A 26,256-nucleotide genomic window follows, 5' to 3' on the forward strand; every position below is an offset into this window, starting at 1 on the left:
CCCGGACCTGATGGTGTACCTGACCGCTCTGGTGCCGATGGCTCAGGGTGTGCAGGCCTACGCCCAGCTGGACGCGCACGCCCGGGCGGCTAAGGCCGCGGGGGATGGGCGGGGTGTGGGGCAGATCATGGCCGACACCCTGGTGGAGCGGGTCACCGGGCGGGGCGAGGGTGGGGCGGGGGAGGTGCCGGTGACGGTGAACCTGCTGGTCTCGGACCAGACCCTGCTGGCCAGTGGTAACCACCCAGGAATCCTGGTCGAGGGTGGCCCGCTGGGGGCGGGTGTGGTTCCGGGTCCGGTGGTGCGCAACCTGGTCGCGCACGGGATGGATGCGGGCGCGGCGTGGTTGCGGGGCATCTACGTCGACCCGCGGGGTCGGTTGGTGGCCACGACGTCCGCCGCCCGGTTCCATCCGCCGGGGTTGAGTGCGTTGTTGCGGGCCCGGGAGCAGGGCGTGTGTGCCACGGCGTGGTGTGACGCGCCGGTACGGCACCTGGATCATGTGACCCCGCACGCCCAGGGTGGCCCGACCGGTCTGGACAACGGGCAGGGCCTGTGTCAGCGGTGCAACCACGTCAAGCAGGCACCGGGCTGGTCCCAGAAGAGCGTCACGGTGCACGGGCGGCACGGGGTGGAGACCCTGGCCCCGACCGGGCACCGGTACCTGGCCGTGGCACCCCGACCACCCCAACCATTGCGGGCAGTAGACCTTGATGCTGCCACCGTCCCGACCCGGGCCGAGGGGGACACCGGCATGCCCGCTGGCGACGTCCAGGTGGATGGGGCATCGAGCACCGGCGCGGCGGCCGACGGTGAGGTGCCTGCGGTCGGTGAGCGGGTCCCGGGCTGGACGCCGGCGGTGGGGGTCACTGGTCCAGTGGTGGGCAGGGTGCCGCGTAGCCGGTACCAGATCGGGTGCCACACCCGGTCCGAGCGGGCCACGGTCGCCTACCGCCCCAGCCCGACACCCCCGAACACCCGAACAGCACCAGCACCCCGGCCGGCACCCCGGCCACCCGGCCGGGCACCCCGGCGCGCCCGCCGCGCCGACCTCACCTGGGCCCACCCCACCGGCTGACCCGGCAGGCGCCCGGCCGCGTACCGGTCGGCGTACTCCGCCCCGGGCGGGACCACGGTGATGACGTCGATCAGCACGCCGTCCGGCGCGCCCACGACGAAGTGCCGCTGACCGAACGCCTCCGTACGCAGCAACAACGGCAGCAGCCCGGTCAGACCGGGTCGGTGAACGACACCGGCTTGCCGGCAGCTCGGGCGTAAGCGATCTCCCTGCGCGTGGAGTCGCCGACGTACCCACCGGGGTTGACCACCAGGACCCGGTCGGCCAGGTCGATCTTGCGCAGGTGGAGCGCGTCCACGACCGCCTTCTGCTCGGGGGTGACCGGTCCGTCGACCTCGCCCGGCGCCAGGACGATGACGCCGGCGAAGGTCAGGTCACGGTTCGCCGCGCGCAGCTCGTCCACGAACCGGGCCGAGCCGCAGAGGCAGACGATCTCAGGTCGGTCGGTCACCCGACGACAGAAGCCGGGTCAGGCGGCGATCTCCGGGGCCAGCGCGTACGCGATCACCGTGACCGAGTTGTTGAAGGCGTGCACCACCACGCCCGGCCACACCGAGCCGCTGCGCCTGCGGAGCTCGGCGGTGATGAGCCCGACCACCAGGGCAGCGGGGAGCACCACGTTGATCCCGTGCAGCAGGGCGAAGATGACGGCGCTGCCCACCGTGGCGATCACAGGGCCGTAGCGGAGCAGGCCGGTCGTCACCACTCCGCGGAAGAGGAGCTCCTCACCGATGGGCGTGAGCACCGCCAGCCCGATCGCCGTCACCACCAGGAACCCGAGACCGCCGCTCGCCCCCTCGGCATAGCCGGCCTGGGTGTCCGTCGGGACGTCGAACAGCCACATGAACAGCGGCACGAGCGCGCCCTTGGCGAGCAGGGCGACGGCGCCGCCCGCCACCCCGATCCAGATCCAGCCGGGTGTCGTGCGCCGGACGCCGAACTCGCCCCAGGGCCGGCGTCGTACCGCGGCCGCGGCCACGAAGGCGATGGTGCCGGCGACGCCCGAGAGGCACGCCAGGAACGCCCCGCCCGCGGGTCCCGTGAGATCGAACGAGTCGGGGAGGACCAGGGGCAGGCCGATGCCGACCACGGCCATCACGGCGATGCCGACGACGATCTCGGTCCAGCCCGGCCGGACGGTCCGGGCACTCGTCCCCGGTGTGAGTTCAGCTGTCATGCCCCGAGTACAGACCGTGTTCCAGGGACAGGGTCAACCGCTGTTGCATCCTTCGATGGAACCCGCGCGCTTCGGTCCTTTGCCCGGCGCGGGCCGGGGGCCCGCGTCCGTAGCGTCGTTGCACGTCAGCACAGCTACGACGAAAGAAGTCGACCATGACCTCCCTCGCTGAGGCACCAGCCCGGCCGGGTCTGCGCGGACTGATCGCGCGCCGCCCCGTCACGGTGTTCTTCGTGCTCGCCAACCTGGCGAGCTGGTTCGCCTGGACGCCCTACATCATGTCGCGCCACGGCCTGGGCATCTGGGACTTCGAGTTCGCCGGCGGCGCGCTCGGCTCCCAGCTCCTGGGTGTGCTGCCCGGCGCCTACCTCGGCCCCATCGCCTCCGCGCTCCTCGTCACGGCCGTGGCCGACGGGCGTGCGGGCCTGCGCGAGTGGGCCGGCCGCCTCTGGCGCTGGCGCGTCTCGTGGCGCTGGTACGTCGGCATCCTGCTCGGCGTCCCTGCCGCGTTCATCCTGGCCACCCTGTTCGTGGGCGGCGAGGCGCAGGTGCCGTCGCTCATGGTCCTCGCGGCGTTCGTGCCCGGCCTCCTGCTGCAGATGATCACCACGGGCCTGGCCGAGGAGCCGGGCTGGCGCGACTTCGCCCTTCCCCGGCTGCAGCGGTCGGTCGGCCCGCTCGGCGCCGCCGCGATCGTCGGCCCCCTGTGGGGGCTGTGGCACCTGCCGCTGTTCCTCACGCAGTGGGGCGGCGGACCGGGCGTCGAGTGGTACCGCCCGCTCGAGTTCATCACCTTCTGCATCGCATTCAACGTCGTGATGATGTGGGTCTTCAACCGCACCGGCCAGAGCCTGCCCCTGGCGATGCTGCTGCACGTCAGCGTCAACAACTTCGCCTCGGTGGTCTGGAGCGACATGTTCCCCGGGCTGCACACCGACTACATCCAGCACGCCATCCTGGTCGGGTCGTCCGTCGCGGCGGCGATCCTGCTGGTGACCACGCGGGGCCGCCTCGGTTACGACAGGGTGGTCACCCGGTGAGGTGGCGCTGGGTCGACCGTGAGATCGACCGCCTCGACCCCGACGTGGACTGGGAGCGCATGATCTCCCTCCACGTCGGGCACCAGGTCCCGGTGCTCGGGCTGGCCATGATGGTCTACCCGGGCACCATGCGGATGATGCAGCCGGCGGCGGGCGCCGAGACGCTCGCCGCCACCGGCAAGCTCGTGCGGCACCGGGACCGGCGGTTCGACGACGGGAACCAGTACCTGACGGCCTGGCTGGTCGACGGCGTCTCGAGCGCCGCCGGCCGCCGGGCCAGCGAGCGGCTCAACCGGGTCCACCACGCCGCCGACCGGGCCACGCCGCACCTGCCCGGCAACTTCGACCGGCTCGACGACTTCGTCTACCCGCTGGTGCTCCTCGCCACGTCGGAGGACCGGCTGCGGACGTCGCTGGGCTTGCCTCCGACCGGCGAACGCATGAAGATCGCCTGGCACCGTTGGGCGCAGACGCTCTTCCGGCACCTGGAACGCGCGTCCGGACCGCTGGCGGACGAGGCGTTCCCGGAGGACTGGCACGCGATGACGGAGTTCGCCATGACGTTCGACGCCCGGCCCTACGAGCCGACCCCGGCCGGCCACCGGGTCGCGGCCGCCATGTCCGACCATTTCGCCGCCCGCTGGTTCCCGGCGCCGCTGCGCTGGTTCGGCCGCGACCTGACGCGTTACCTCGTCGGCGAGCGCGTCGCGCGGCTGCACCGGATCGGCTGGCCGAGTCCCTGGCGCGTGCGGCTCGTCCGCCTCGCGCTGCGGTCCGCGTTCCGCGCCCAGGCGGTGCTGCCCGACTACCGCACGCCCCTGCCGGTCCGGCTCCGCCGGGTCCGGGAGCGGCGGCTCTCCCGGAGGACACGATGAGTACGAGCACGGGTGAGGGCCGGCTGTCGGACGTCGCCGTGGCCCTCGGCTGCTGGGTGGGCGCGACGGCGCTGCTGGTCGGCGTCGGCCACGCCGTGGCCCTCGACGACGCGGGCGACGTCGTGACCCCCGGCTTCGGGCAGGGCGCCTGGTGGTGGACCCTCGGGGCACTGACCCTGCAGGCCGCCCTGCTCCTGTGCGGCCGCCGCTTCCCGCGGGCGACTCTGGTCGCCGTCGCAACCGTCGTCCCCGTGCTGGCGTTCCTCGGCGCGGGGGACGCGACCAGCTTCGGCGCGCTGGCCGTGATCATCGCGGCCTACGCGGTGACGGTGCGGTCCGGAGCCGTCGAGGCGGCGCCCGCGCTGCTGTCGGCGGTCGCGCTCGTGGGCCTGGGCAGCACCCTCGGCGCGCTGTTCACCGGGGCCCAGGCGGGCCTGGCCTGGGGGACCGGCCTCCTCCAGGCCGTGTCCGTCGTCGGGGTGCCCGCCGTCGTCGCCGTGTTCGTGCTGGCCCGCCGGGAGGCCCGCGCGGCCCAGGCCGACCGGCTCGCGGCCCTGGGCCGCGAGCACGAGGCGCTGGTCCAGGTCGCGCTCTCCCGCGAGCGCATGGCGATGGCCCGCGAGCTGCACGACATCGCCGCACACCACCTGACCGGCATCGCGGTGATGACCGGCGTGCTGGAGCGGCAGATCGACGTCGCGCCCGACGACGCCAAGGCCGCCGTGCGCCAGGTGCGGTCGCAGAGCACCGCGATGCTGCGCGAGATGCGGGGCCTGGTGGGTCTGCTGCGCGACCCCGGCGCGGGCCCCGAGGAGCGGACGCGCGGCGTGGAGACCCTCTCGGGCATCCCGGCCCTGGTCGACGCCGCCGCCGAGGCGGGCACCGACGCGCACCTGCGGGTGCACGGGACGCTCGACACGTCCGTCGCCGTCGGCCCGCTGGCGCAGCTCGCGGCCTACCGGACGGTGCAGGAGTGCCTGTCCAACGCCGCCCGGCACGCCCCGGGCGCCCGGTGCGACGTGGAGGTCGACCTGCGCGACCCCGCGCACGTCGTCGTCACGGTCCGCAACGGGGCGCCCCGACGGGCGCCGTCCGCGCACGGTTCGGGCGGGTTCGGGCTCGTGGGCATGCGGGAGCGTGCCGAGCTCACCGACGCGCGCCTCACCTACGGCCCCACCGACGACGGCGGCTGGCTGGTCACCTTGACGATCCCCACCGAAGCCGACACCGTGAGCGCACGCAGGAACGGCACGACGAACGACGAGGAGCCCACGCGGTGATCGAGGCAGTGATCAAGGCAGTGGTGGCCGACGACCAGCCGCTCGTCCGGGCGGGCCTCACGGCCATGCTCGACATGGAGGCCGACATCGAGGTGGTGGGCACGGCGTCGGACGGCACCGAGGCCGTGGAGGTCGCCCGCCGCACCCGGCCCGACGTCGTCTGCATGGACATCCGCATGCCCGGCCTCGACGGCATCGAGGCCACCCGGCAGCTCTGCGGCCCCGGCGTGCCCGACCCGATCCCCGTGCTGATCCTGACCACGTTCGACATCGACGACTACGTGTTCGGTGCGCTCGAGGCCGGGGCGTCCGGGTTCCTGCTCAAGGACGCCGAGCCGGATTCGGTGGTCGCGGCCGTGCGGTCCGTGGCGGCCGGCCAGGGCACCCTGGACAGCTCCGTCACCAAGCGGGTGCTGAGCGAGGTCGTCACCCGGCGCCGCACCCAGCCCGTCACCGCGGCCCGCGCCACCGACCTGCTCACCCCGCGCGAGGTCGACATCCTGCTGCGCCTCGCCGAGGGCCTCTCCAACGAGGAGATCGCCCGGGCCCTCTACCTCGAGGTCTCGACCGTGAAGTCGCACCTCGCGCGGATGATGCCCAAGCTGGGCGTCCGCTCACGCCTCCAGGCGGCCGTCTGGGCCTATCAGAACGGCCTGGCCCAGCCCGGCGCCTGACCCCAGCACCCGGGCCAGCTTGTCGGCGTCCTCCGACCCCGGGTCCGGCACCAGGACGACCATCATCAGGTGCTCGGCACCGTTGATGCTCAGCCGCTCGCGGTTCACGGTCAGCTCGCCGACGCGGGGGTGGACGACGCGGACGGGCGAGCCCCACTGCCCGCGCACCTCGTGCCGGGCCCAGAGCCGGCGGAACAACCCGCTGGCCTGCGTGAGCTCGTCCACGAGGGCCGTCAGGCGCGGGTCGTCGACGTCGCCACCCACCGCCTGGCGCAGGTTCGCCACGAGGCACTCCGAGTAGTCCGCCCAGTCGGGGAACAGGGCCTGCACCTCCGGGTCCACGAACATGTCCCGGAGCTGGTTGTGCCCCGCGTCGAGGTGGGGGGAGAGCGCCCGGGCGAGGTCGTTCGCCGCGACGACGTCGAAGTAGCGGTCCTCGACGTAGGCCGGCTGGGCGAGCGAGCCCAGCAGCGCCAGGGCGCCGGGCGGCAGGGTCGCGTGGTGCGGGCGCGGCGGCCGGGGAGCGTCCTCCACCAGGCTGCGCAGGTGGGCCACGTGGGTCTCGTCGAGCCGCAGCACGCGCGCGAGCGCGGCGATGACCTGGGGTGACGGGTTGCGGTCGCGGCCCCGCTCCAGCCGCAGGTAGTAGTCGGCACTGATGCCCGCGAGCATCGCGACCTCCTCGCGCCGCAGCCCCGGCACCCGCCGCACGCCACCCTCGGGCAGGCCCACCTGCTGCGGCGTGACCTGCTCGCGCCGGGCCCGCAGGTAGGCACCGAGCGCGTTGCCGGAGGGGGGTCCTGCGAGACCCCTGTCTCGACGGGGCTCTGTCTCGGTCGGTGTGCGCTGCATAACCTCCTCAACGGTCCGCACGGACCTCGTATTTCGTATCGGCTCGCAGCACGCGAGGAAGGCAGGCGCATGACCGTCACACTGATCACCGGGGCCAACAAGGGCATCGGCCGCGAGACCGCCCGGCAGCTCGTGGAGCTGGGGCACGACGTCTACGTCGGCGCGCGGGACGTCGGGCGCGGCGAGCAGGCCGCGCGGGAGGTGGGCGCGCGCTTCGTGCAGCTCGACGTCACCGACGACGCCTCGGTGCGCGGCGCCCTCGCGGCGATCGACGCCGAGCAGGGCCGGCTCGACGTCCTGGTGCACAGCGCGGGGTTGCTCGGGGACGGCGACGTCGACGCGGACAAGGCGCTGCGCGTGTTCGACACCAACGCGGTGGGCGTCGTCCGCGTCACCGAGGCGGCGCTGCCGCTGCTGCGCCGGTCCGCCAGCCCCAACGTGGTGACGCTGTCCAGCAGCGCGGGGTCGTTCTGGGCCGTGACCAACCCCGACCGGCTGGAGCACCAGCTGCCGACCCTGCTCTACTCCGCGTCGAAGGCGGCCGCGACCATGCTCACCGTCCGCTACGCGCAGGCGGAGCCCGGCATCCGGTTCAACGCCCTGGAGCCCGGCACCACGGCGACCGACATGACCGCGGCCTTCGGCATCGGCCGCCCGGTACAGGAGACCGCCCGGTTCGTGGTGCGGTGGGCGACGCTCGGCGCCGACGGGCCGACCGGCACCTTCCAGGACGAGACCGGCGAGCTGCCCTGGTAGATCAGGCCGGGTAGATCAGCCCGGGTAGATCAGCCGCCGTACGACTCCGCGAGGTCTGCGACGTCGTGCGCGTACGACACCGAGCGGTTGTACGCGCCGAGTGCGGCCGTCCACCCGTCGTCCGAGGTGACGTCGCCGCCCGTGGCGCACAGGTAGCGGGCGGCGGTCAGGGCGGCGTCGTCGATCTGGTGCGGGTCCGCCCGGCCGTCCAGGTTCCCGTCCTGGGCGTGCTCGCCCCACGTGGTCGGGATGAACTGCATGGGGCCGACGGCGCGGTCCCACTCGACGTCGCCGTCCAGCACGCCGCCGTCGGTGTCGAGGATCTCCATGACACCCTCCCGGCCGTCCAGGGGGATGCCGACGATCGGCGGGCGCACGGTCCCGTCGGCCCAGGCGCGTGCCCCCAGGTAGCTGCCGTGCACCGACTCGACCGCGCCGATCCCGGCGAGCGTGTTCCAGCCCAGGCCGCATCCCTCGTCGGCCTGCGCCAGCCGGAGCGCGGCGCCCGCGTACGCGGCCAGCGCGCGCCGGGGGATGCCGGTGCGCGCCGCGGTGTCGCGGAGCCAGCCCGGGTCCGCGAGCTCGGCGAGCGGCGTCTCCGCGGCGGCGTCGGGGCTCGCGTCGGGCAGCAGCTGCTGCGGGGCGGGCGGGTAGTCGAGCTCGAGAACGGACGGCCAGCTCCGCTCCGCCGGGCCGCAGCCCGACAGGAGCAGCACGGCGGCGAGGGCGGGGGCCCAGGACGTTGCTCTCACGGTCACTCCGAGGTCGACGACGTCGAGCGACCGCCCCCTCGGTGCTCGCTGGTCCAGAGACTACGGGGTGCGACCGGATGATCCGGTCGCACCCCGACGACGCCTGCAAGACCTCCCGGAAACGTCCTCGGGGTGCCTATTCGGTGTCTGTCTCCGGCGCCTCCCCCGCGAGGGTCAGGTAGACCTCGCGGCGTGCGGTGCCGAGCAGCGCGGCGACGGCCGCGACCTGCTCCGGGCTGCCGGTACGGGCCACCTGCTCGACGGCGTCGGCCAGGGCGCGCAGCTCGTGCCGCAGCTCGCGGCCGTGGCCGCGCCCGACCTGCTCCCACGGGGTGCCGAGCTCGTCCCGGTGCTCCTCGACGTAGGCGGTGCCCGCGTCGGTCAGTGTGGCGAGCTTGCGGCCGCCCTCCTCGGACAGGAGCACGAGGCCCTCGTCCGCGAGCAGGGACAGCGCGGGGTAGACGGCGCCGGCGCTCGGCCGCCAGCGGCCGTCCGTCCGCTCGGCCAGCTCGCCGATGATCTGGTAGCCGTGCATGGGCTGCTCCGACAGGAGCAGCAGGATCGCGGCGCGGATCTCGCCGCGCCCGGCGCGGCGGGGGCCGCGCGGACCCCGGTGCCCGCCGCGACCGCCGTGGCCGTGCGGGCCGAAGCCGCCGCGGGGACCGAAGTCGCCGTGGCGCTCGCGGGTGTACTCGTCCGGGATGCCGATCAGCGCGGGCCGCAGGCCGGGGACGAAGATCGGGATGTCGACGGCGCGACGGCCGCGGTTCCGGGTGTGGTTCTGGGTGTGGTCATGGGTACGCATGGGTGTGTCTCCTTGATGCTGTGGCGGCGGGGCGAGGCGGTGCGCGGTCGCGCACGGCGGCGTCTCGTACTCCTGCCGGTCGGGAGCGTCCTGCTCGACCGACGTTCCAAAGATAGATCAAAGATATATCGTTACGCAACCCCTCCGGGCGAACCGGGGGTCACAAATTTTTCGCCCTGTCCGAAACTCGGGGGTGAAGTGCTGTGACTTCCCCTCTCGCCGTGCGTCTCAGGGTCATGACGGATACGACAGGAACAGTGACGACGCCCACGACCGACGACGCTCAGGGATCCACACGCCGTATCCGCGGAGGACGAACCGCGGGCGGCGCCCTGGTGGCGCTCGACATCGACGGCACCCTGCTGTGCGCACGGGCCGCCGTGCCGGAGGTGACCGTCGCGGCGGTCGCCGCGGCGCGGCTCGCGGGGCACCACGTGGTGCTCGCCTCCGGCCGATCGCTCGTGGGGGTGCTGCCGGTCGCCCGCTGCCTGGGCATCGACGCGGGCTGGGTGGTGGCGTCCAACGGTGCCGTCGTCGCGCACCTCGACGCGTCCCGGCCGGGTGGCTACGAGCTCGACACGGTGCACACCTTCGACGTGGAGCCGGTGATCCGGCGCGCCCGCGTGCTCGTGCCCGGCGTGCAGGTGGGGGTCGAGGAGATCGGCTGGGGGTACCGGGTCACCCGCCTCTTCGACCCGGCCCTGGTGAACGGGGAGCAGCGGCAGGTGCCCGACGCCGAGCTGTGGGACGTGCCCGCCACCCGCCTCATCCTGCGCGGCGACGGTGCGGCGCACCTGGTGGAACCCCTGCGGGCCCTCGGGGTCACCGCCGTGCCCGCGGCGCCCGACTGGGTCGACGTCACTCCGCAGGACCTGAGCAAGGCGACGGCGCTCGAACGCGTGCGAAAGCATCTCGGCGTCGACCCGGCCCGGACCGTCGCGGTGGGTGACGGCGTCAACGACCTGGAGATGATCGCGTGGGCGGCGCGCGGCGTGGCCATGGGCCACGCCCCGGCCGCGCTGCGCGACGCCGCGGACGAGGTGACCGGCACCATCGAGGAGCACGGCGTGGTCGCGGTGCTGCGCAGCCTCGGCGCCGGTCAGCGTGCGGCCGGCGGGGCCTCCCAGCGGTAGCGCAGGGAGACCATCCGGAGCGCGAACACGAGCACCGCGACGGCCCAGGCCGCGACCAGGCCGAACCAGTCCAGCCAGGAGGTGAGCGCCGTGAGCCCGGCCCCGATCAGGGCCGGGATGGCGTAGAGGCCGCGGGCACGGAAGATCTGCGGCACGTCGTTGGCGACGACGTCACGGATGACGCCGCCGCCGACGGCGGTCACCACGCCCAGGATCGACGCCGCCGCGTGGTTCATGCCCGCGTCCAGCGCCACCAGTGTGCCCGTGACCGAGAACAGGGCCATGCCCGCGGCGTCGAACGTGAGCAGCACGTCGTGGAAGCGCTGCACCACGTGGGCGAAGAAGTAGACCACCACGGCGGCGACCACCGGGGGCACCAGGTAGACGGGGGAGTCGAAGGCACGCGGCACGCCGACGTCGAGGATGACGTCGCGCAGGATGCCGCCGCCCAGGCCCACGCAGGTGCCCAGCAGCAGGGAGCCGACGATGTCGAAGCTGCGCCGCTGCGCGAGCAGGGAGCCGGACACGGCGAAGAAGAACACGCCCAGCAGATCAGGGACGAGCTGCGTCCACGCCACGTCCGGCTCCTTTCCTGCGTACCTGCGCACACTCTGGCAGACGCCGGCGTGCGCGGCCCGTCACGCCGCGGCCGCCGCCGCGAAGCGGGCGACCAGGTCGCAGACCTCGGCCGGCTCGAAGATCTGGCGGCCCAGGAGCAGGGCGGCCTCGGGGCGGTCGTGCTCGGCGCACCGGGCCCGCACCTCCGCGGCCTCGTAGAGGTCCAGCGACGCCCTGAGGTTCGACGCCCGGCCCGCCCGGACGAAGGCGGCCGCGGGGGCGAGGCCGTCGAAGAAGACCCAGCGGTCGTCCAGCTCCACGGCTGCCCCGCGGCAGATGTGCACCCCGGAGGCCTCGAGGGCGGCGGGCAGCGCCGGATGGTCGACGACGGCGGTGTACTCGCGCCGTGCCGGAGTCGTCCGGGCGTCCCAGGTGCCGGTGTCCTGGCCGTACGCCCGGCAGACGGACGTGACGGGTGTGGTGGAGGTCGTCAGAGGCATATCGATCCTTCACGTAATATTGCCCGTGTTCGCGGGCATATGGGCGGAATATGCATGCAGATACATGCATTTCCGGTCGTATGTCACCCAGCGCGCGGAGCGATTCGGGGGGTGCTCCGCCCGGGGTCGCCGGCCTAGCCCGCGGTCGCCACGGCCTGCGGCACGAGGCGGGTCCAGTCCACCGAGGAATGCAGCATCTCGGTCAGTCCAATACGTTCGACGGGTATTTTCGCATCACGAATTGAATGTTCGAGATCGGCGTTCCACGTATCCGTCGTGGCGAGCACGATCCGCGCCGAGAAAGGCGCTTTGTTCGACACCGCCAGAAATGGCCCCACCTCGGCCGCCGACAAAGGGGTGGCCGGGTCGTGGAACGCGCAGCGCACAGCCACCAGGCGCGCGGTGCCCTCCTCGCGTGCCACCAGGTCGATGCCGCTGCCGGGACCCTGGTGGGCGGGCCATTCGTCCCACGACCACACCGCGTCGTACGCGGCGGTGCACTCCTCGTCGGTGCGCAGGAATGCCTTCATCAGGTCCTCGAACTTCTCGTTCCGGTCCGACTCGGAGTCGGACCGGAACATGTAGTCGTCGAGGAGGTCCTCGAGTGCGGTCATATCGGCATTCTGTCAAGAAGTTCCGGCGACCGCTCACCGGGCCTCAGATATTCAGCACCCGCCGGGCGTTGTCCGCGTAGAGGCCCGGCAGCAGGTGCGCCGGCAGCGCCGCCCCCGCGATCTGCCAGCGGCCCTGCGGGGGCACCTCGTCGCCCGGCGCGTAGTCGAAGCTCTCGTCGTCCGTCTCCAGGAACCGGAAGTGCACCTCAAGCTGCTCGACCGACAGCGGGTAGGCGTCGGTGCCGAACAGCACGCGGTCGGGGAAGGCCTCGACGAGCCGCCGGAACCGCCGGGGCTGGCGGCCGAGCTCGCCGAGGCGGCCCGCGATGTCGACCACGAGGTTGGGCGCGACGCGCAGCAGCGACTCGACGCGGTCGAGGTCCTCGGCCACGCAGCCCACGTGCGCGCCGATGTAGCGGGTGCCCGGCGTGGCCACGAGCAGCCGCTCGAACGCGTCGATCAGGTCGTCGAAGGCCGGGTAGCGACCGCGGTCGGCGAACGACCAGTCGGGCTGGCCCGCCAGCTCGTCGAACCGCTCGTTGTGCTCGTCCAGCGGGTCGAAGAACGCCCGGGGGTCGGCGACGTGCACGAGGGCCGGCAGCCCCAGCTCGCCCGCCAGGGCCAGCACGCCGACCACCCGCGGGTCGTCCGGGAGCACGAGCTCGCCGTCCGGCCCCCGGACCGTGAGGCCCACGTTCTTCCACACCTTGACGCCGCGGGCGCCGCGCGCGGCGCTGTCGCGGAGCTGGTCGGCGATCTCGCGCTCGCCGCCCGGCCGGGCCAGGAGGGTCCAGTCGACCTGGCAGAACGTGACGAAACGGCCGGGGTGCGCACGGTCGTAACGGTCGAGGTTGGCGTCGAGCTCCTCGCCCCACAGCCCGTCGAGGTTGACGACGGTCTCGATGCCGGCGCCGTCCATCATCGCCAGCAGCGCGTCGACGTCGGGCGTGCACCAGTCCTGCGTGAGCCAGCGGCCGAGGTGGTTGTGCACGTCCACGGCGGGTACCGCCGCGCGGCGCACACGGGTGACGGGCACCGAGACGCGGGGCCGCGGCTTCCAGTCGACGAGCCGGAGGTCCGGCACGGTGATCCCGGACGGGCCACCGGCGCCCAGCGGGTCGGGAGCGTGGGTCATGACTGCCTCCTGGAGGGAAAGTGATCGTGCCGTCCACGAGGATCGGGCACGCGTGCACGGATTGCCGACTTGTTACGCGATTCAATCAGTCAGAATGATCGAATCCGCCAGTCTTGGTGACTGGCGCGCAACTGTCGAGCACCATGGGCGGCGACGGCGCCTACCGGCGCACCGCACGACGACAGGAAGCGCACGTGAGCATCAGCACCACCACCGAGCGTGAGATCCGCAGCCAGCCCGAGGTCTGGGCCCGCGCCGCCGCGGCGGCCGCCGACGGCGCGCAGGTGCTTGGCCGCCCGGGAGAACGCGTCCTGGTGCTCGGCTGCGGCACCAGCGCGTTCGTGGCCGAGTCCCTCGCCGTGCTGCGCGAGCGCGCCGGGCAGGGCGAGACCGACGCCGCCTACGCGTCCGAGTGGACGCCGGGCCGCGGCTACGACCGCGTGGTCGTGATCAGCCGCTCGGGTACCACGAGCGAGGTGCTCGAGGCGCTCGGCAAGGTGCCGGAGGGTACCCGCACGAGCGCCGTCGTCGGCGTCGCGGGCACGCCCGTGGCCGAGGCGGCGGACGAGGTGCTCGTGCTGGACTTCGCCGACGAGGAGTCGGTGGTCCAGACCCGGTTCCCCACCGCGGTGCTCGTGCTCGCGCGCACCGGGTTCGGCGAGGACCTGACCGCCGCGACCGAGCAGGCCCGCGCCGCGCTCGACGCCCCGCTGCCGGTCGACGTGACGGCCTTCGAGCACTTCGTGTTCCTCGGCCGGACGTGGACCTACGGCCTGGCCCAGGAGGCCGCGCTCAAGATCCGCGAGGCCGCGCAGGCCTGGTCCGAGTCCTACCCGGCCCTCGACTACCGCCACGGCCCCGTGGCGGTCGCGGGGGAGCGGAGCCTCGTGACCCTCTTCGGCGACGCCGACCCGGTGCTCACCGCCGACATCGAGCGCACCGGCGCCACCGTCCGGCACGACGACCTCGACCCCCTGGTCCAGCTCGTGCAGGCACAGCGCCTGGCCGTCGAGGTCGCACGGTCGCGCGGGCTGGACGCGGACACCCCCCGCCACCTCACGCGGTCGGTCGTGCTCGGCTGACCCCAACACCCCACCCCCCGTAGAAGAACGCAGAGAGACGAGGACGACCCATGCTGCGTCATCACCCCCTCAGGAGCGGCGCCCTCGGCGCCGTCAGCCTCCTCGTGACCACGGCCCTGCTCACCTCGTGCTCGTCGGGCACGCAGGGCGCCACGACCCTCGACAAGGACGCCGACGTCACGCTCACCTGGTGGACCGGTCAGGCCGACCAGGCCCAGACCATCCTCACCGGGCTGGCCGAGGAGTTCGAGCAGGAGCACCCCAACGTCACCATCGAGGTGTCCTCGGGCGCGCCGTCGACCGAGGACCTGCTCCAGAAGCTGTCCTCGTCGTTCGCCGGCGGCACCTACCCGGACATCTCCTACGCGTTCGGTTCCTGGGCGAGCGAGCTCGCCGAGTCGGAGCGCACGCTCGACATCACCGACCAGGTGTCCGACCCCGCCGTCGGCTGGGAGGAGTTCTCCGGGGCGGCCCGCGCGACGGCGCAGCCGACGGGCGAGGCGACCATCGGCTTCCCCGCGGTGGTGGACAACATCTCCCTCATCTACAACAAGACCGTCTTCGACGCGGCCGGTGTCGAGTACCCGACCGAGGACTGGACCTGGGACGACTTCCGGGCCGCGGCCAAGGAGCTCACCGACCCCGCCACGACGACGTACGGGTACGGCTACTCGGTCTCCGGCTCGGAGGAGACCACCTGGCAGTTCTGGCCGCACCTGTGGCAGAACGGCGGCGAGATCCTCGACGAGTCCGGCACGCAGGCGACGTTCGACTCGGAGGCCGGCGTCGAGGCGCTGACCCTGCTGCGCGACATGGCGGTCGAGGACGAGTCGGTGTACCTGGACCAGACCGACACCAAGTTCGGCCAGATCTTCGCGAGCGACCAGATCGGCATGATCACCTCGGGCCCGTGGTCGCTGTACGACCTGCAGACGGCGGGCACGGAGTACGGCGTCGTGCCGCTGCCGGGGACCGACGGCGACCACACCACGATCTCGGGCGCCGACCTGTGGGTGCTCTTCGACCACCAGGACGCCAACCGCGAGTACTGGGCGTACGAGTTCACGAAGTGGCTCACCGACCCGGAGCAGGACGTGCGCTGGAACGTCGCCTACGGCAACCTGCCGCTGCGCGAGAGCGAGATCGACTCGCCGGAGTTCCAGGAGCAGGTCGAGGCGATGCCCGGGCTGGACGTCATGGCCGCCAACAGCGCGAACGCCACCATCCCGCGGCCCACCTTGCCCGGGTACGTGAACCTGTCGGAGGCGATCGGCACCGCGATCTCCGAGGTGCTGCAGGGTCAGGGCGAGCCGGCCGAGGCCCTCGAGCGGGCCGCCGACGAGGCGACGGCCGCGCTGGCGGACAAGTGAGCCCGGGCCGCCGCGTCCGGGAGGGGCTGACCGGCTGGGGGTTCGTCGCCCCCGCGACCCTCATCGTCCTGGGTCTGTCGATCTTCCCCGCGGTCTGGGCGTTCCTGCTCTCCCTGCAGGACTGGAACGGGTTCTCGGTACCCGAGCCGGTGGGCCTGGCCAACTACCAGGAGATGGTCGCGGACCCGGACCTGGCGGCGGCGGTGGGGCACACCCTGCTGTACACGGCGTTGTTCGTGCCGGCCTCGGTGCTGCTGGGCCTGGGGCTCGCCGTCGCGCTGAACCGGCGGATCGTCCTGGTCGGGGTGTACCGCACGCTGATCTTCCTGCCGTTCGTCGTGTCGGCCGCCGCGACGGGCATCCTCACGACCTACCTGTTCAACCCCCAGTTCGGGCTGGTCAACAACGTGCTGCGGGTGCTGGGCCTGCCCCAGCAGGGCTGGCTCGAGGACCCGCAGCAGGCCATGGTGGTCATCGCGCTCATGTCCCTGTGGGGGCAGGCCGCCTTCACCACCGTCATCTACCTGGCGGCGCTGCAGGACATCCCCGCGGAGCTGACGGAGGCGGCGCGCGTCGACGGCGCCAACCGGTGGCAGTCGTTCTGGCACGTCACGTTCCCGCAGCTCGCGCCCGTGACGGTGTTCGTCGGCATCTGGCAGACCATCCAGGCGATCCAGCTCTTCGACCTCGTGTACACGACCACGCGCGGCGGGCCGCTGGGCTCCACCGAGACCGTCGTCTACTACCTGTGGACCTCGGCGTTCAAGGACCTGGAGTTCGGCTACGCGTCGGCCGTGGCCTACGGGCTGTTCGCCGTCACCCTCGCGATCACCATCGGCGTGACGATCTACTCGCGCCGCAGCACGGTAGGAGGTCTGGCATGACCCTGCTCGCCTCGCCCCGCCCGCCGGTCTACGGACCGCAGGAGCCCGAGCCGGAGCCCGGCCCGCGCCGTCGTCGCCGCACCGGGTGGTGGCACCTCGTGCTGGTGCCCGTGGCGGTGGTCTTCGCCGTGCCGTTCGTGCAGATGTTCCTCACGTCGCTCACGCCCGAGTCGGAGATCAACCGGTTCCCGCCGCGGTTCTTCCCCTCGGAGCTGACGTTCGACGGCTACGCCAAGCTGTTCCGCGACTCCGACGTGCTGCTGTGGACCGGGAACACCGTGCTCGTCTCGGCGGTCGCGGTGGTCTCGCACCTCGTGCTCTGCTCGCTGGCCGGCTACGGGTTCGCGCGGCTGAAGTTCCCCGGGCGGCACGTCGGGTTCCTGCTGATCGTCGCCACGATCATGATCCCCACGCAGCTGCTCATGGTGCCCACGTACGTCATGTTCGCGCGGGTGGGCCTCATCGACACGCTCGCGGCGGCCATGGTGCCGTGGCTCGCCTCGGTGTTCGGGATCTTCCTGATGCGGCAGTTCTTCCTGTCGCTGCCGGCGGAGCTGGAGGAGGCCGCCGTGCTGGACGGCTGCAGCCGCTTCGGCACGTTCTGGCGCATCATCCTGCCGCTGGCCCGCCCGGCCCTGGCCACCCTGGCGATCTTCACGCTGCTCAGCTCGTGGAACGACCTGGTGTGGCCGCTCATCGCGATCAACAACCCCGACGCGTTCACCCTGCAGCTCGGCATCACGAACTTCCAGGGCGCACGCCGCACCGACTGGTCCCTGCTGATGGCGAGCAACGTGGTGGCTACGCTGCCCTTGATCGCGTTCTTCGTCGTGGCCCAGAAACAGTTCATCGCCACCATGACCTTCACGGGAGTCAAGGGATGACCGACCAGCACGCTGCACGCCCGGTCGTGGTCGCCGGCGACGCCAACGTCGACCTCGTCCTGCGCGGTGACGTCGTGCCCCGGTTCGGTCAGGCCGAGCAGCTCGCCGACTCGGGCGACCTGGTGCTCGGCGGGTCCGCGAGCATCGCGGCCTCGGGCGTGGCGCGCCTCGGCGTGCCGACCTCGCTCGTGGCCCGCGTGGGCGCCGACACGTTCGGCACCTTCACGCTCGACGCGCTGCGAGCCTCCGGGGTCGACGTCGACGAGGTCGAGGTGGCGGACGACGAGCCGACCGGGCTGTCGGTCATCCTGTCGACGCCGTCCGACCGGGCGATCCTCACCGTGCCCGGCACGATCCCGACGCTGACGGGGGAGCGGGTCAGCCGGGTGCTCGACGGGCGCGGCCCCGGCCTGCTGCACGTCGCCTCGTACTTCCTCCAGCCCGGCCTCGCCCGCGACCTGCCGGGCGTGCTCGCCCGGGCCCGGGCGCAGGGCTGGACCACGAGCCTCGACACCAACTGGGACCCCGCCGAGAAGTGGGCGGGCCTGGCCGAGGTGCTCGGCGAGCTCGACCTGCTCCTGCCCAACCGCAACGAGCTGCGGGCGATCGCGGGGGCGCTCGGCGAGCCCGCCGACCTCGACGACGTCGAGCTCGCGGTACGGCTCGCGCGGCGCGGCCCGCGCGTGGTCGTCAAGGACGGGGCGGACGGCGGCTGGTCGGTCGGTGCGGACGGCGTCGTCGTGCGCGCGCCCGGTGTCCCCGTCGACGTCGTCGACACGACCGGCGCGGGCGACAGCTTCGACGCCGGGTACCTCGCCGCCGTGGCGAGCGGGGTCGACGACGAGCAGGTGCGCGTGCGCTGGGCCACCGTGGCCGGCTCGCTGTCCACCCTGGGCTCCGGCGGCACGGGGCGGCAGGCGACGCGCGCGGACCTCGACCGGGAGCTCGCACGGTGATCTCCGCCCTCGCCCTCAGCCCCTCGCTCGACGTCACGTACGAGGTCGAGGAGCTGGACGGCATCCAGCGGCCGCTGTCGGTGCACAAGGTCGCGGGCGGCAAGGCGCTCAACGCCGCCCGGGCCGCCGCCTGTCTCGGGGCCCGGGTGGCCGCCGTCGCGGTGCTGGGCGGGGGTGCGGGGCACGACGTCGCGGCCGGTGCGCGTGCCGACGGCGTCGACCTGCACGTGGTGCCGGGCGAGCCGACCCGGAGCTGCGTGTCGGTCTTCTCGCGCGCCGACGGGCGGCTCACCGAGATCTACGAGCGCGCCGTGCCGGTCTCGGTGAGCGCGGCGTCCGCCGCCGTGGACGCTGCCGTGCGGCTCGCGCGGACGAGACCGGGGTGGTGGCTCGTCTCGGGCGGGCTGCCCGACTCGGTGTCCCGGGGGCTGGTGGGCGAGATCGTGCGGCGGCTGCGCGGCGCGGGCGTCCGCGTCGCGGTGGACACGCACGGCGAACCGCTGCACGCGGCCGTCGCGGCGGCGCCCGACCTCGTCAAGGTCAACCGCGCCGAGGCCGCGGAGCTCGTCGGCGGCGACGCGCCCGTGCCCGACCTGCTCGCCGCGGTGCGCGAACGCACCGGGGGGCTGGTGGTGATCACCGACGGCGCCGACGGGTCCTGGGCCACCGACGGCGACCGGGTGCTGCGGGCCACGCTGACCGGGCACACCGGGGGCTTCCCCGTCGGCAGCGGCGACTCGTTCCTCGGCGGCCTGCTCGTCGCGCTGGACCGCGGCGACGACCTCGCCGCGGCGCTCGCGCTGGCCACGGCCGCGGGGACGGCGAACGCCCAGGGGCCCGGCGCCGCCGTGCTGGACGCGGACCTGGCCCGCCGGCTCGCGGGCCAGGTGACCGTCTCCGGCTAGTCCGGCACCACCTGCACGTCCACGCCCTCCGCCGCGATGGCGGCCAGCGCGTCCGGGTCGGCCGACGAGTCCGTGACGAGCACGTCGACCTCCGCCAGGTCGGCCACCTTCGCCAGGGTCACCCGCCCCACCTTCGAGCCGTCCGCGACGACCACCACGTGCTCGGCGTGCGCCAGCATGGCGTGGTTGGTGCGCGCCTCGGTCTCGTCGTGGGTCGTGGCGCCGCCCCGCACGCTGATGCCGTCCGTGCCGAGGAACGCCGTGCCGACGTTGATCGCGTTGAACGTGTTCTCGGCCAGCGCCCCGACGGCCTCGAACGAGCTGGACCGCACGAACCCGCCGGTCATGATGACCTTGAGGTTGCTGCGCGAGGCGAGCTCCGTGGCCGTCGTCAGCGCGTTGGTGACGATCGCGAGGTCGGGCCGGGTGGCCAGCGCGCGGGCGACGGCGGCCGCCGTCGTACCGCCGCTGATGGCGACCGAGTAGCGGCCCGGCGGCAGCAGGGAGGCCGCGTGCTCCGCGATGCGCGACTTCGCGTCCCGGAACCGGTTGTCCCGCAGCAGCACGGGCACCTCGGTGGTGGGGTCGAGCGCGCGGACGCCGCCGTGCGTGCGCACCAGCAGGCCCTGGTCCTCCATGGCGGCCAGGTCGCGCCGCATCGTCGCGGACGAGACGCCGAGCTCGCGCACCAGGTCGGTGAGCCGGGTGGTGCCGTGGGCGTTGACGTAGGTCAGCACCCGCATCATGCGCTCCGTGCGCTTGTGCGAGATGGCGCGAGGGCCGGGCTCCACGGTGGTCGCCATGCCGATCCCTTCTCGAATCGCTCAGTCTGATTGATCGTTTTCCGGGAAATCTGATCGCATTCTTGCACATCTCGCGCGAGCCCACGGATGATCGTCGGCATGGTCAGCATCGCGTTCATCGGCGCCGGGAGCGTCGTCTTCACCCGGCAGCTCGTCGCCGACATCCTGCGCTTCCCCGAGCTGGTGGACGCGCGTCTCGTGCTCCACGACATCGACCCCGAGCGGCTGGCGGTCGCCGAGGCGACGGCCCGCCAGGTGGACCGGCAGCTCGGCGGGCGGGCGACCGTCGTCGCGACGGCCGACCGCCGCGCGGCCCTCGACGGCGCCGACTTCGTGATCAACATGATCCAGGTGGGCGGCGTGCCCGCCACGGAGCGCGACCTCGAGATCCCCGCCCGGTACGGGCTGCGCCAGACCATCGGCGACACGACCGGCGTGGGCGGCATCTTCCGTGCGCTGCGCACCTTCCCCGTGCTGGAGGCGCTCGCCGCCGACATGCGCGAGCTGTGCCCCGACGCGTGGCTGCTCAACTACACCAACCCGATGGCCATGAACGTGTGGTGGCTGTCCGTGGTGGCGCCCGAGCTCAAGGTCGCCGGGCTGTGCCACAGCGTGTACTGGACCGCGCACGACCTGGCCGAGCTCGTGGGCGTGCCGGTCGAGGAGACCCGCTACCGCGCCGCCGGCGTCAACCACCAGGCGTGGCTGCTCGAGTGGGAGCACCAGGGCCGCGACCTGTACCCGCTGCTGCGCGAGCGCATCGCCGCCGACCCGGAGCTCGAGCGCCGCGTGCGCGTCGAGATCTTCCGCCGCATCGGCTACTACCCGACGGAGACCAGCGAGCACTCCTCGGAGTACCTGTCCTGGTTCCTGCGCTCGGACGCGCAGATCGAGCGGTACCGGCTGCAGCCCCTGGAGTACGTGGGCATCAGCCACGAGAACCTCGCCGAGCTCGAGCGCGCCCGGCAGACCCTGGCCGCGGGCGGCGACCTCGAGCTGGAGGAGGGCGCGAGCGAGTACGCGCCGCAGATCATCCACTCGCTGGTCACCGGAACGCGCCGGGAGATCCACGTCAACGTGCCCAACCGCGGCCTCATCGACAACCTGGGCCAGGACGCCGTCGTCGAGGTGCCCGCCGTCGTGGACGGGAACGGCCTCGTGCCCGTCGCGATGGGCGCCCTGCCCCTCCAGTGCGCGGCCGTGAACCAGGCCTACGTGTCCGTGGGCCGGCTCACGGTCGAGGCCGCCCGCACGGGCGACCCGCTGCTCGTGCGCCAGGCCGCGCTCATGGACCCCAACACGGCCTCCACACTGACCCCCGAGCAGATCTGGGCGCTGTGCGACGAGCTCACGGCCGCGCACGGCGACCTGCTGCCCGAGGCGCTGCGCGCCCCCGTGCCGGCGGGCGTCCTGTGACCCTCGCGCGCACCGGGGACCTCGTCGGCGGGACCGGCGCCGTCCTCGCCTTCAACGTCATCACCCTGGAGCACGCCGAGGGCATCGCCGACGGGCTGTCCGCCGCCGGCGTGCCCGGCATCCTCCAGGTCAGCGAGAACGCCGTGCGGTTCCACGGCGGCCGGATGGCGGCGCTGGTCGCGGCCTGCCGCGAGGTGGCCGCGGCGGCCGACGTGCCGGTCTCGGTGCACCTGGACCATGTCCAGGACCTCGCGCTGGCCCGCCAGGTGGTCGCCGAGGCGGGGCGCCTGGACATCTCGTCGCTCATGGTCGACGCCGCACACCTGCCGTACGAGGAGAACGTCGCGACGACGGCGGAGCTCGCCGCCGCCGGGCACGCGCAGGGCCTGTGGGTCGAGGCCGAGCTCGGCGAGATCGGCGGCAAGGACGGCGCCCACGCGCCGGGGGTGCGCACCGACCCGGACGAGGCCGCGTCGTTCGTCGAGCGGACGGGCGTGGACGGGCTCGCGGTGGCCGTGGGCAGCTCGCACGCCATGACGACGGCGACCGCCCGGCTCGACCACGACCTCATCGCCCGCCTCGCCGAGCGCCTGCCGGTGCCGCTGGTGCTGCACGGGTCCTCCGGCGTGCCGGTCGACGGGCTGCGCGCGGCCGTGGCGGCGGGCATCCGCAAGATCAACGTCGGCACGGCGCTCAACGTGGGCTACACGGCGCAGGTGCGCAGCTACCTCGCGGGGGACGACAAGGTCACGGACCCCCGCAAGTACCTCGCGGGGGCCCGTGACGCGGTCCGGGACACGGTCAGGGACCTGGCGGGCGCGCTGGCCTGACGGGTCAGGCGTCCCAGGCCTCCGTGAACTCGGCCAGGTCGATGCGGCCGTCCTTGTCGTGGTCGGCCTTGCCGAAGATCTGCTCCAGGTCCTTGTCGCTCGTCTCCTCGCCGCGGGTGGCCATGGCCTGGCGGAACTCCTCCGCGGTGATGCGGCCGTCGCCGTCGCCGTCGAACTCGACGAAGGTGCGGGTGAGCTCGTCGTCGGCAGTCATGGGTCTTACCTCCGCGGGGTGGGGAAACGGGTCGCGCACATGCAACCACAGAACCGCGGCGGCGTGCCGCGAATGTCGCGTGTGTGTCGGGTACGCGTCGGGTACGGTGCGGCGTGCCGCTCGTCGTCGTCCCGGAGGTCGGACATGAGGTCGCACGCATGAGGCTCTACGCCGCCGCGCCCGCCCGGGCCGCCCGCCAGGTGCTCGGCGACCTGCTGCTGCTCGCGTGGGTCGCGGGCTGGGCCTGGGCCGGGCAGCAGGCCCGCGCCGCCGTGGACCTGCTGGGCACGCCCGGCCGCGAGACGGCGTCGGCGGCCGACGACCTGGCCGGGCGGTTCCACGACGTGGAAGGCCGTATCGACGACCTGCCGGCGGTGGGCGACGACCTCGCCGCCCCGTTCCAGGGTGCCGCCCAGGCGGCCGAGAGCCTGGCCGCGGCGGGCCGCGCCCAGGCCGAGACGGTCACCGACGTCGCGCTGCTGGCCGGGCTCGCGGTGTTCCTCGTGCCCGTGCTGCTCGTCGCCGTGCTGTACGTGCCGCTGCGCGTGCGGTTCGTGCGCCGCGCGTCCGCGGGCCGGCGGCTGGCCGCCGCCGACCCGGCCCTGCTCGCCCTGCGCGCCCTGGCCAACCGCCCGCCGCGCGACCTGCTCCGGATCACGCCCGACCCGGCGACCGCCTGGCGCACGGGCGACCCCGACACCATCCGGGCCCTCGCCGACCTGGAGCTCCGCTCCCTCGGCCTCAGACGCTGAGCGCGGCCTGGGTGAGGAGGCGGGCCAGGGCGGCCGGCGCCGAGAACATGGGCCAGTGGCCCGAGTCCAGGTCGACCAGGTCGAGGCGCTCGGCGCGGGCGAGCTCCGGCACGTCGCCGGCGTCGATCCACTCCCGGGCCTGCGCGGGCGTGAACTCCGGGCACACGACCGTCACCGGCACGCCGAACCGGCGCTCGTCGGTCAGGTGCACCACGCCGTGCGCCACGCCCTCCGGCACGGGCACCGCGGCGGCCGCCACCGCGTCCCGGGTCGCCCGGTCCAGGTCGGCGATGTCCGGCCCCTCGAACGGCTCCCAGCCGGGGAACGGCATCACGCCGTCCACGACCGGGAACAGGTCGGCGTACGTCTTGCCGTCGTCCCAGGGGAAGCCGCCCACCAGGACCACGCCCGCGACCGCGTCGGGGCGCGCGTCGGCGGCCAGCCACGCCAGCGTGCAGGCGGCCGAGTGCCCCACGACCAGCGGGCGCCCGTCGGCCGCGTCGACGGCGGCGAGCACGGCGGCCACCTGGTCGTCGAGCGTGGCCGACCCGGAACCGTCGCCCTGACCGGGCAGCGCGACGGGTACGGGCCGGTGCCCGAGCGCCGTGAGCTCGGGGACGACGCGGTCCCAGGCCGCGGCGTCGAGCCAGAGGCCGCCGATGAGCAGGATGTCCATGATCGTGTCTCCAGAGGGATGGCAGGTGCTGACAGGACCACCGTAGGACCGGTTCCGGACGATCTACGTCCGGTATCGCGGCGTCCGGTTCCGACCGATGAGTTTTCTGCCAGGCTTCCGTCCACCCCGTCACACGGCACCGAACCGAGGAGAACCCCCATGCGCACCATCGTCGCCACGCACTTCGTCTCGATCGACGGCAAGGTCGACCCGACCGGCGGCGACCCGGAGCTGCACGACACGGCCTGGACCTTCCGCACCGTGGCGCCGGCGCCGGAGTCCTACGAGCTCAAGGCGAAGGAGCAGGAGGAGGCCGCGGGCCTGCTGCTCGGACGGGCCAGCTACCAGATGTTCGCGCCCGTCTGGCCCGGCATGACGGACGAGTTCCCGCGCTACAACGCGCTGCCCAAGTACGTCGTGTCCACGACGCTGACCGACGACGACCTCGTCGACGACTGGGGCGACATCACGATCCTGCGCTCCCTGGACGACGTCGCCCGCCTCAAGGAGGCGGGCGACGGCGAGCTCCAGGTGCACGGCAGCGTCTCCCTGACCCGGGCGCTCGCGGACGCCGGTCTGATCGACGCCTACCACCTGCTCGTCTTCCCCGTGCTGCTCGGTCAGGGCAAGCCCCTGTTCAGCGATGCCGACAAGCCGGCCCAGAAGCTCACCCTGACCGAGCACGCCGTCTACGGCAACGGGGTGCAGAAGCAGATCTTCGAGGTGGTGCGCTGAGCGTCAGCTCACGTCGCCGCGCCAGGCGCCGGTCTCACCACCGCGCTTCTCGACGAACTCCTTGAACCGGTCCAGGTCGCCCTGGACGCGCCGGTCGTCGACGTTGAGCGCGCTCCCGATCTTCTCGGCGGCGCCCTCCGGCTCCCAGTCGAGCTGGACGGTGACGCGGGTCGCGTCGTCCTGCAGGCGGTGGAACGTCACGACGCCCGCCTGCTGCGGGCCGGTGCGGCTCGTCCACGCGACCCGCTCGTCCGGGTGCTGCTCGGTGATCTCGGCGTCGAACTCGCGCTCGACCCCGCCGATCTTCGTCTTCCAGTGGGTATGCGTGGGGTCGAGCTGGCGGATCTCCTCGACACCCTCCATGAAGCGGGGAAACTCCTCGAACTGCGTCCACTGGTTGTAGGCGGTACGCACGGGGACGGCCACGTCGATCGACTTCGTGATGCTCGTCATGAGCCTCTCCTCTCGTCGGGAGTCTCCACCGTGGCAAGGGTGGCGCCCACTCGCACGTGCGGCCGTACCCTGCTCCTGTGGCCGCCGAGACCAGCCCCACCGCCCGCGCGCTGCGCACGCTGGAGGTTCTGCAGACCCGCCCCGGCACGACGGCGGGCGAGCTCGCCGACCGGCTGGGCGTCACCGAGCGTGCCGCCCGCCGGTACGTCGGGATCCTGCGCGAGGCCGGGATCCCCGTCACGTCGGTGCGCGGCCCGTACGGCGGCTACCGGCTCGGACGCGGCACCCGGCTGCCGCCGGTCTCCTTCACGCAGGCCGAGGCGCTGGGCCTGGTCATGGCCGTGCTGGACGGGCACCCCGAGGCGGACGACCTCGTCGACACCGCGCTCGCCAAGGTGGTCCGCGCGCTGCCCGAGGCCGTGGGCCGGCAGGCGGCCACGCTGCGCGAGCACGCGTCCGCCGCCCCCGACCGGTTCGCCGCCCGTCCTGACACCGCGATCACCAGCGACCTCGTCGCGGCCGTCGCGGCCCGACGGCAGGTGCGGGTCACCTATCGTGCCGAGGCCGGCAGCGAGCGGGCCGCCGAGGTGGACCCCTGGGCCGTCGTGGTGCGGTACGGGCGCTGGTACCTGCTGTGCCACTCGCACCGGGCGGACGCCGTGCGCACCTACCGGGTGGACCGGGTGCTCGCCGTCGAGCACACCGACCGGCCGTTCGCGCCACCGGACGGGCTGGATCCCGTCGCGGCGCTCGAGGAGCACCTCGGCAGCGGCTGGCGGTACGCCACGCGCGTCGTCTTCGACGCCCCGCTGTCCGACGTCGCGCCCTGGGTCGGTGCGCAGATGGGGCGCCTGGAGGACGCGGGGGACCGGTGCGTGCTCGTGGGCAGCACGCGCAACCCCGCGATGTACGCCCAGGAGTGGCTGGCGAGCGTGCCGTTCCCGTTCCGGGTCGAGGGCGGGCCCGAGCTGCGGGCCGCCGTCGGCGCGGTCGCGGAGCGGCTGGCCGCGGCCGTGGCGGACCCGCCGCCGGAGGACGGCCGCCCGGTCGACCGGTGAGCTCGGCCG

At 73.4% G+C, this 26,256-nt stretch carries 31 protein-coding genes; 18 read left to right on the top strand and 13 right to left on the bottom strand.

Features of this window, described 5'->3' with window-relative positions; translation table 11 throughout:
• Positions 1-1,078 (top strand): HNH endonuclease (locus APR03_RS19530; RefSeq protein WP_253838407.1); only part of this gene is annotated, 1,078 nt, incomplete at its 5' end.
• Between the two features lie 151 nt (positions 1,079-1,229).
• On the opposite strand, the gene APR03_RS19535 is transcribed toward APR03_RS19530, so the two are convergent.
• Positions 1,230-1,529, bottom strand: coding sequence for a hypothetical protein (locus APR03_RS19535; RefSeq protein WP_253838409.1), 300 nt, complete (start codon positions 1,527-1,529; stop codon positions 1,230-1,232).
• A gap of 18 nt (positions 1,530-1,547) precedes the next feature.
• Positions 1,548-2,255, bottom strand: a complete 708-nt coding sequence (locus tag APR03_RS19540; protein WP_253838411.1) for a CPBP family intramembrane glutamic endopeptidase — start codon at positions 2,253-2,255, stop codon at positions 1,548-1,550.
• Positions 2,256-2,410: 155 nt separating this feature from the next.
• Between APR03_RS19540 and APR03_RS19545 the strand changes: the two genes are divergently transcribed.
• From APR03_RS19545 to APR03_RS19560, 4 genes are read left to right on the top strand one after another with little or no spacing between them, the layout of a single operon-like run.
• The gene (locus APR03_RS19545) at positions 2,411-3,295 is read left to right on the top strand and encodes a CPBP family intramembrane glutamic endopeptidase (protein ID WP_253838413.1); all 885 of its coding nucleotides are present in this window, start codon (positions 2,411-2,413) and stop codon (positions 3,293-3,295) included.
• On the top strand, positions 3,292-4,170 hold the full coding sequence (locus APR03_RS19550; protein WP_253838421.1) for a hypothetical protein: 879 nt from the start codon (positions 3,292-3,294) through the stop codon (positions 4,168-4,170). Before APR03_RS19545 ends, APR03_RS19550 begins: the two co-directional genes overlap by 4 nt.
• Positions 4,167-5,450 carry a sensor histidine kinase gene (locus APR03_RS19555; protein ID WP_253838422.1) on the top strand — a complete coding sequence of 428 codons (1,284 nt, stop codon included), beginning with the start codon at positions 4,167-4,169 and terminating at the stop codon, positions 5,448-5,450. Before APR03_RS19550 ends, APR03_RS19555 begins: the two co-directional genes overlap by 4 nt.
• Positions 5,451-5,458: 8 nt before the next feature.
• Positions 5,459-6,124: a response regulator gene (locus APR03_RS19560; protein ID WP_253838881.1), complete on the top strand. Its 666-nt coding sequence runs from the start codon at positions 5,459-5,461 to the stop codon at positions 6,122-6,124.
• Here the strand turns inward: APR03_RS19560 and APR03_RS19565 are convergent.
• Positions 6,065-6,976: a helix-turn-helix transcriptional regulator gene (locus tag APR03_RS19565; protein WP_253838424.1), complete on the bottom strand. Its 912-nt coding sequence runs from the start codon at positions 6,974-6,976 to the stop codon at positions 6,065-6,067. The two genes, APR03_RS19560 and APR03_RS19565, sit on opposite strands and share 60 nt — an antisense overlap.
• 69 nt (positions 6,977-7,045) lie before the next feature.
• On the opposite strand from APR03_RS19565, the gene APR03_RS19570 reads away from it, so the two are divergent.
• Positions 7,046-7,732, top strand: coding sequence for an SDR family NAD(P)-dependent oxidoreductase (locus APR03_RS19570; RefSeq protein ID WP_253838426.1), 687 nt, complete (start codon positions 7,046-7,048; stop codon positions 7,730-7,732).
• A 29-nt stretch (positions 7,733-7,761) separates the two neighbouring features.
• Here APR03_RS19570 and APR03_RS19575 read toward each other — a convergent pair whose 3' ends face one another.
• Positions 7,762-8,484, bottom strand: a complete 723-nt coding sequence (locus tag APR03_RS19575; protein ID WP_253838428.1) for a lytic transglycosylase domain-containing protein — start codon at positions 8,482-8,484, stop codon at positions 7,762-7,764.
• Positions 8,485-8,620: 136 nt separating this feature from the next.
• Positions 8,621-9,289: a PadR family transcriptional regulator gene (locus APR03_RS19580; RefSeq protein ID WP_253838432.1), complete on the bottom strand. Its 669-nt coding sequence runs from the start codon at positions 9,287-9,289 to the stop codon at positions 8,621-8,623.
• Between the two features lie 257 nt (positions 9,290-9,546).
• On the opposite strand from APR03_RS19580, the gene APR03_RS19585 reads away from it, so the two are divergent.
• The gene (locus APR03_RS19585; protein ID WP_253838434.1) at positions 9,547-10,422 is read left to right on the top strand and encodes an HAD family hydrolase; all 876 of its coding nucleotides are present in this window, start codon (positions 9,547-9,549) and stop codon (positions 10,420-10,422) included.
• On the opposite strand, the gene APR03_RS19590 is transcribed toward APR03_RS19585, so the two are convergent.
• The 4 genes from APR03_RS19590 to APR03_RS19605 all read right to left on the bottom strand — a co-directional run bounded on the left by APR03_RS19590 (position 10,389) and on the right by APR03_RS19605 (position 13,229).
• On the bottom strand, positions 10,389-11,000 hold the full coding sequence (locus APR03_RS19590) for a trimeric intracellular cation channel family protein (RefSeq protein ID WP_253838436.1): 612 nt from the start codon (positions 10,998-11,000) through the stop codon (positions 10,389-10,391). The two genes, APR03_RS19585 and APR03_RS19590, sit on opposite strands and share 34 nt — an antisense overlap.
• Before the next feature lie 60 nt (positions 11,001-11,060).
• A complete protein-coding gene (locus APR03_RS19595; protein ID WP_253838438.1) occupies positions 11,061-11,480 on the bottom strand; it encodes a hypothetical protein in 420 nt (139 codons plus the stop codon).
• Between the two features lie 134 nt (positions 11,481-11,614).
• Entirely contained in the window at positions 11,615-12,094 is a 480-nt protein-coding gene (locus APR03_RS19600; protein WP_253838440.1) for a restriction endonuclease, read from the bottom strand.
• Between the two features lie 43 nt (positions 12,095-12,137).
• Positions 12,138-13,229 carry an amidohydrolase family protein gene (locus APR03_RS19605; protein WP_253838444.1) on the bottom strand — a complete coding sequence of 364 codons (1,092 nt, stop codon included), beginning with the start codon at positions 13,227-13,229 and terminating at the stop codon, positions 12,138-12,140.
• Positions 13,230-13,423: 194 nt separating this feature from the next.
• Between APR03_RS19605 and APR03_RS19610 the strand changes: the two genes are divergently transcribed.
• From APR03_RS19610 to APR03_RS19635, 6 genes are read left to right on the top strand one after another with little or no spacing between them, the layout of a single operon-like run.
• Entirely contained in the window at positions 13,424-14,311 is an 888-nt protein-coding gene (locus APR03_RS19610; RefSeq protein ID WP_253838449.1) for an SIS domain-containing protein, read from the top strand.
• 50 nt (positions 14,312-14,361) lie between these two features.
• The gene (locus tag APR03_RS19615; RefSeq protein ID WP_253838450.1) at positions 14,362-15,681 is read left to right on the top strand and encodes an ABC transporter substrate-binding protein; all 1,320 of its coding nucleotides are present in this window, start codon (positions 14,362-14,364) and stop codon (positions 15,679-15,681) included.
• Positions 15,678-16,565 carry a carbohydrate ABC transporter permease gene (locus APR03_RS19620; RefSeq protein ID WP_253838457.1) on the top strand — a complete coding sequence of 296 codons (888 nt, stop codon included), beginning with the start codon at positions 15,678-15,680 and terminating at the stop codon, positions 16,563-16,565. The genes APR03_RS19615 and APR03_RS19620 overlap by 4 nt, the downstream gene beginning before the upstream one ends.
• Entirely contained in the window at positions 16,562-17,449 is an 888-nt protein-coding gene (locus tag APR03_RS19625) for a carbohydrate ABC transporter permease (protein WP_253838459.1), read from the top strand. Before APR03_RS19620 ends, APR03_RS19625 begins: the two co-directional genes overlap by 4 nt.
• On the top strand, positions 17,446-18,405 hold the full coding sequence (locus APR03_RS19630; RefSeq protein ID WP_253838461.1) for a carbohydrate kinase family protein: 960 nt from the start codon (positions 17,446-17,448) through the stop codon (positions 18,403-18,405). The genes APR03_RS19625 and APR03_RS19630 overlap by 4 nt, the downstream gene beginning before the upstream one ends.
• Complete coding sequence (locus APR03_RS19635) at positions 18,402-19,310, top strand: 1-phosphofructokinase family hexose kinase (protein WP_253838463.1); 909 nt, start codon at positions 18,402-18,404, stop codon at positions 19,308-19,310. Before APR03_RS19630 ends, APR03_RS19635 begins: the two co-directional genes overlap by 4 nt.
• On the opposite strand, the gene APR03_RS19640 is transcribed toward APR03_RS19635, so the two are convergent.
• The gene (locus tag APR03_RS19640) at positions 19,307-20,113 is read right to left on the bottom strand and encodes a DeoR/GlpR family DNA-binding transcription regulator (RefSeq protein ID WP_253838465.1); all 807 of its coding nucleotides are present in this window, start codon (positions 20,111-20,113) and stop codon (positions 19,307-19,309) included. The genes APR03_RS19635 and APR03_RS19640 overlap by 4 nt on opposite strands.
• A 99-nt stretch (positions 20,114-20,212) precedes the next feature.
• Here APR03_RS19640 and APR03_RS19645 point away from each other — a divergent pair, with 99 nt between their 5' ends.
• Together APR03_RS19645 and APR03_RS19650 are read left to right on the top strand one after the other, a co-directional pair.
• The gene (locus tag APR03_RS19645; RefSeq protein ID WP_253838467.1) at positions 20,213-21,529 is read left to right on the top strand and encodes an alpha-glucosidase/alpha-galactosidase; all 1,317 of its coding nucleotides are present in this window, start codon (positions 20,213-20,215) and stop codon (positions 21,527-21,529) included.
• Positions 21,526-22,359: a class II fructose-bisphosphate aldolase gene (locus APR03_RS19650; protein ID WP_253838469.1), complete on the top strand. Its 834-nt coding sequence runs from the start codon at positions 21,526-21,528 to the stop codon at positions 22,357-22,359. The genes APR03_RS19645 and APR03_RS19650 overlap by 4 nt, the downstream gene beginning before the upstream one ends.
• Positions 22,360-22,363: 4 nt before the next feature.
• Here the strand turns inward: APR03_RS19650 and APR03_RS19655 are convergent, their stop codons facing one another.
• Complete coding sequence (locus tag APR03_RS19655; protein ID WP_253838471.1) at positions 22,364-22,573, bottom strand: EF-hand domain-containing protein; 210 nt, start codon at positions 22,571-22,573, stop codon at positions 22,364-22,366.
• 158 nt (positions 22,574-22,731) lie between these two features.
• Between APR03_RS19655 and APR03_RS19660 the strand changes: the two genes are divergently transcribed.
• Positions 22,732-23,325, top strand: a complete 594-nt coding sequence (locus APR03_RS19660; RefSeq protein WP_253838472.1) for a hypothetical protein — start codon at positions 22,732-22,734, stop codon at positions 23,323-23,325.
• Here APR03_RS19660 and APR03_RS19665 read toward each other — a convergent pair.
• Positions 23,315-24,001 (bottom strand): alpha/beta fold hydrolase, encoded by a 687-nt coding sequence (locus APR03_RS19665; protein ID WP_253838474.1) that lies wholly within the window; start codon positions 23,999-24,001, stop codon positions 23,315-23,317. The two genes, APR03_RS19660 and APR03_RS19665, sit on opposite strands and share 11 nt — an antisense overlap.
• 159 nt (positions 24,002-24,160) lie before the next feature.
• Here APR03_RS19665 and APR03_RS19670 point away from each other — a divergent pair, with 159 nt between their 5' ends.
• Positions 24,161-24,736 (top strand): dihydrofolate reductase family protein, encoded by a 576-nt coding sequence (locus tag APR03_RS19670; protein ID WP_253838478.1) that lies wholly within the window; start codon positions 24,161-24,163, stop codon positions 24,734-24,736.
• Between the two features lie 3 nt (positions 24,737-24,739).
• On the opposite strand, the gene APR03_RS19675 is transcribed toward APR03_RS19670, so the two are convergent.
• Positions 24,740-25,189 carry an SRPBCC family protein gene (locus APR03_RS19675; RefSeq protein ID WP_253838480.1) on the bottom strand — a complete coding sequence of 150 codons (450 nt, stop codon included), beginning with the start codon at positions 25,187-25,189 and terminating at the stop codon, positions 24,740-24,742.
• A gap of 77 nt (positions 25,190-25,266) precedes the next feature.
• Here APR03_RS19675 and APR03_RS19680 point away from each other — a divergent pair, with 77 nt between their 5' ends.
• Positions 25,267-26,247, top strand: coding sequence for a helix-turn-helix transcriptional regulator (locus APR03_RS19680; protein WP_253838484.1), 981 nt, complete (start codon positions 25,267-25,269; stop codon positions 26,245-26,247).
• Positions 26,248-26,256: the final 9 nt, after the last annotated feature.

The organism is Promicromonospora thailandica, assembly GCF_024171955.1.
Taxonomy (GTDB): Bacteria; Actinomycetota; Actinomycetes; order Actinomycetales; family Cellulomonadaceae; genus Promicromonospora; species Promicromonospora thailandica.

Bases quoted from the DNA above. Each gene is read 5' to 3' on its own strand.
- APR03_RS19640 (WP_253838465.1), bottom strand. From the start codon at position 20,113: ATGGCGACCACCGTGGAGCCCGGCCCTCGCGCCATCTCGCACAAGCGC.
- APR03_RS19605 (WP_253838444.1), bottom strand. From the start codon at position 13,229: ATGACCCACGCTCCCGACCCGCTGGGCGCCGGTGGCCCGTCCGGGATC.
- APR03_RS19660 (WP_253838472.1), top strand. From the start codon at position 22,732: ATGAGGCTCTACGCCGCCGCGCCCGCCCGGGCCGCCCGCCAGGTGCTC.
- APR03_RS19595 (WP_253838438.1), bottom strand. From the start codon at position 11,480: ATGCCTCTGACGACCTCCACCACACCCGTCACGTCCGTCTGCCGGGCG.
- APR03_RS19565 (WP_253838424.1), bottom strand. From the start codon at position 6,976: ATGCAGCGCACACCGACCGAGACAGAGCCCCGTCGAGACAGGGGTCTC.
- APR03_RS19570 (WP_253838426.1), top strand. From the start codon at position 7,046: ATGACCGTCACACTGATCACCGGGGCCAACAAGGGCATCGGCCGCGAG.
- APR03_RS19630 (WP_253838461.1), top strand. From the start codon at position 17,446: ATGACCGACCAGCACGCTGCACGCCCGGTCGTGGTCGCCGGCGACGCC.
- APR03_RS19555 (WP_253838422.1), top strand. From the start codon at position 4,167: ATGAGTACGAGCACGGGTGAGGGCCGGCTGTCGGACGTCGCCGTGGCC.
- APR03_RS19540 (WP_253838411.1), bottom strand. From the start codon at position 2,255: ATGACAGCTGAACTCACACCGGGGACGAGTGCCCGGACCGTCCGGCCG.
- APR03_RS19545 (WP_253838413.1), top strand. From the start codon at position 2,411: ATGACCTCCCTCGCTGAGGCACCAGCCCGGCCGGGTCTGCGCGGACTG.
- APR03_RS19665 (WP_253838474.1), bottom strand. From the start codon at position 24,001: ATGGACATCCTGCTCATCGGCGGCCTCTGGCTCGACGCCGCGGCCTGG.
- APR03_RS19615 (WP_253838450.1), top strand. From the start codon at position 14,362: ATGCTGCGTCATCACCCCCTCAGGAGCGGCGCCCTCGGCGCCGTCAGC.
- APR03_RS19655 (WP_253838471.1), bottom strand. From the start codon at position 22,573: ATGACTGCCGACGACGAGCTCACCCGCACCTTCGTCGAGTTCGACGGC.
- APR03_RS19670 (WP_253838478.1), top strand. From the start codon at position 24,161: ATGCGCACCATCGTCGCCACGCACTTCGTCTCGATCGACGGCAAGGTC.
- APR03_RS19645 (WP_253838467.1), top strand. From the start codon at position 20,213: ATGGTCAGCATCGCGTTCATCGGCGCCGGGAGCGTCGTCTTCACCCGG.
- APR03_RS19580 (WP_253838432.1), bottom strand. From the start codon at position 9,289: ATGCGTACCCATGACCACACCCAGAACCACACCCGGAACCGCGGCCGT.
- APR03_RS19625 (WP_253838459.1), top strand. From the start codon at position 16,562: ATGACCCTGCTCGCCTCGCCCCGCCCGCCGGTCTACGGACCGCAGGAG.
- APR03_RS19675 (WP_253838480.1), bottom strand. From the start codon at position 25,189: ATGACGAGCATCACGAAGTCGATCGACGTGGCCGTCCCCGTGCGTACC.
- APR03_RS19600 (WP_253838440.1), bottom strand. From the start codon at position 12,094: ATGACCGCACTCGAGGACCTCCTCGACGACTACATGTTCCGGTCCGAC.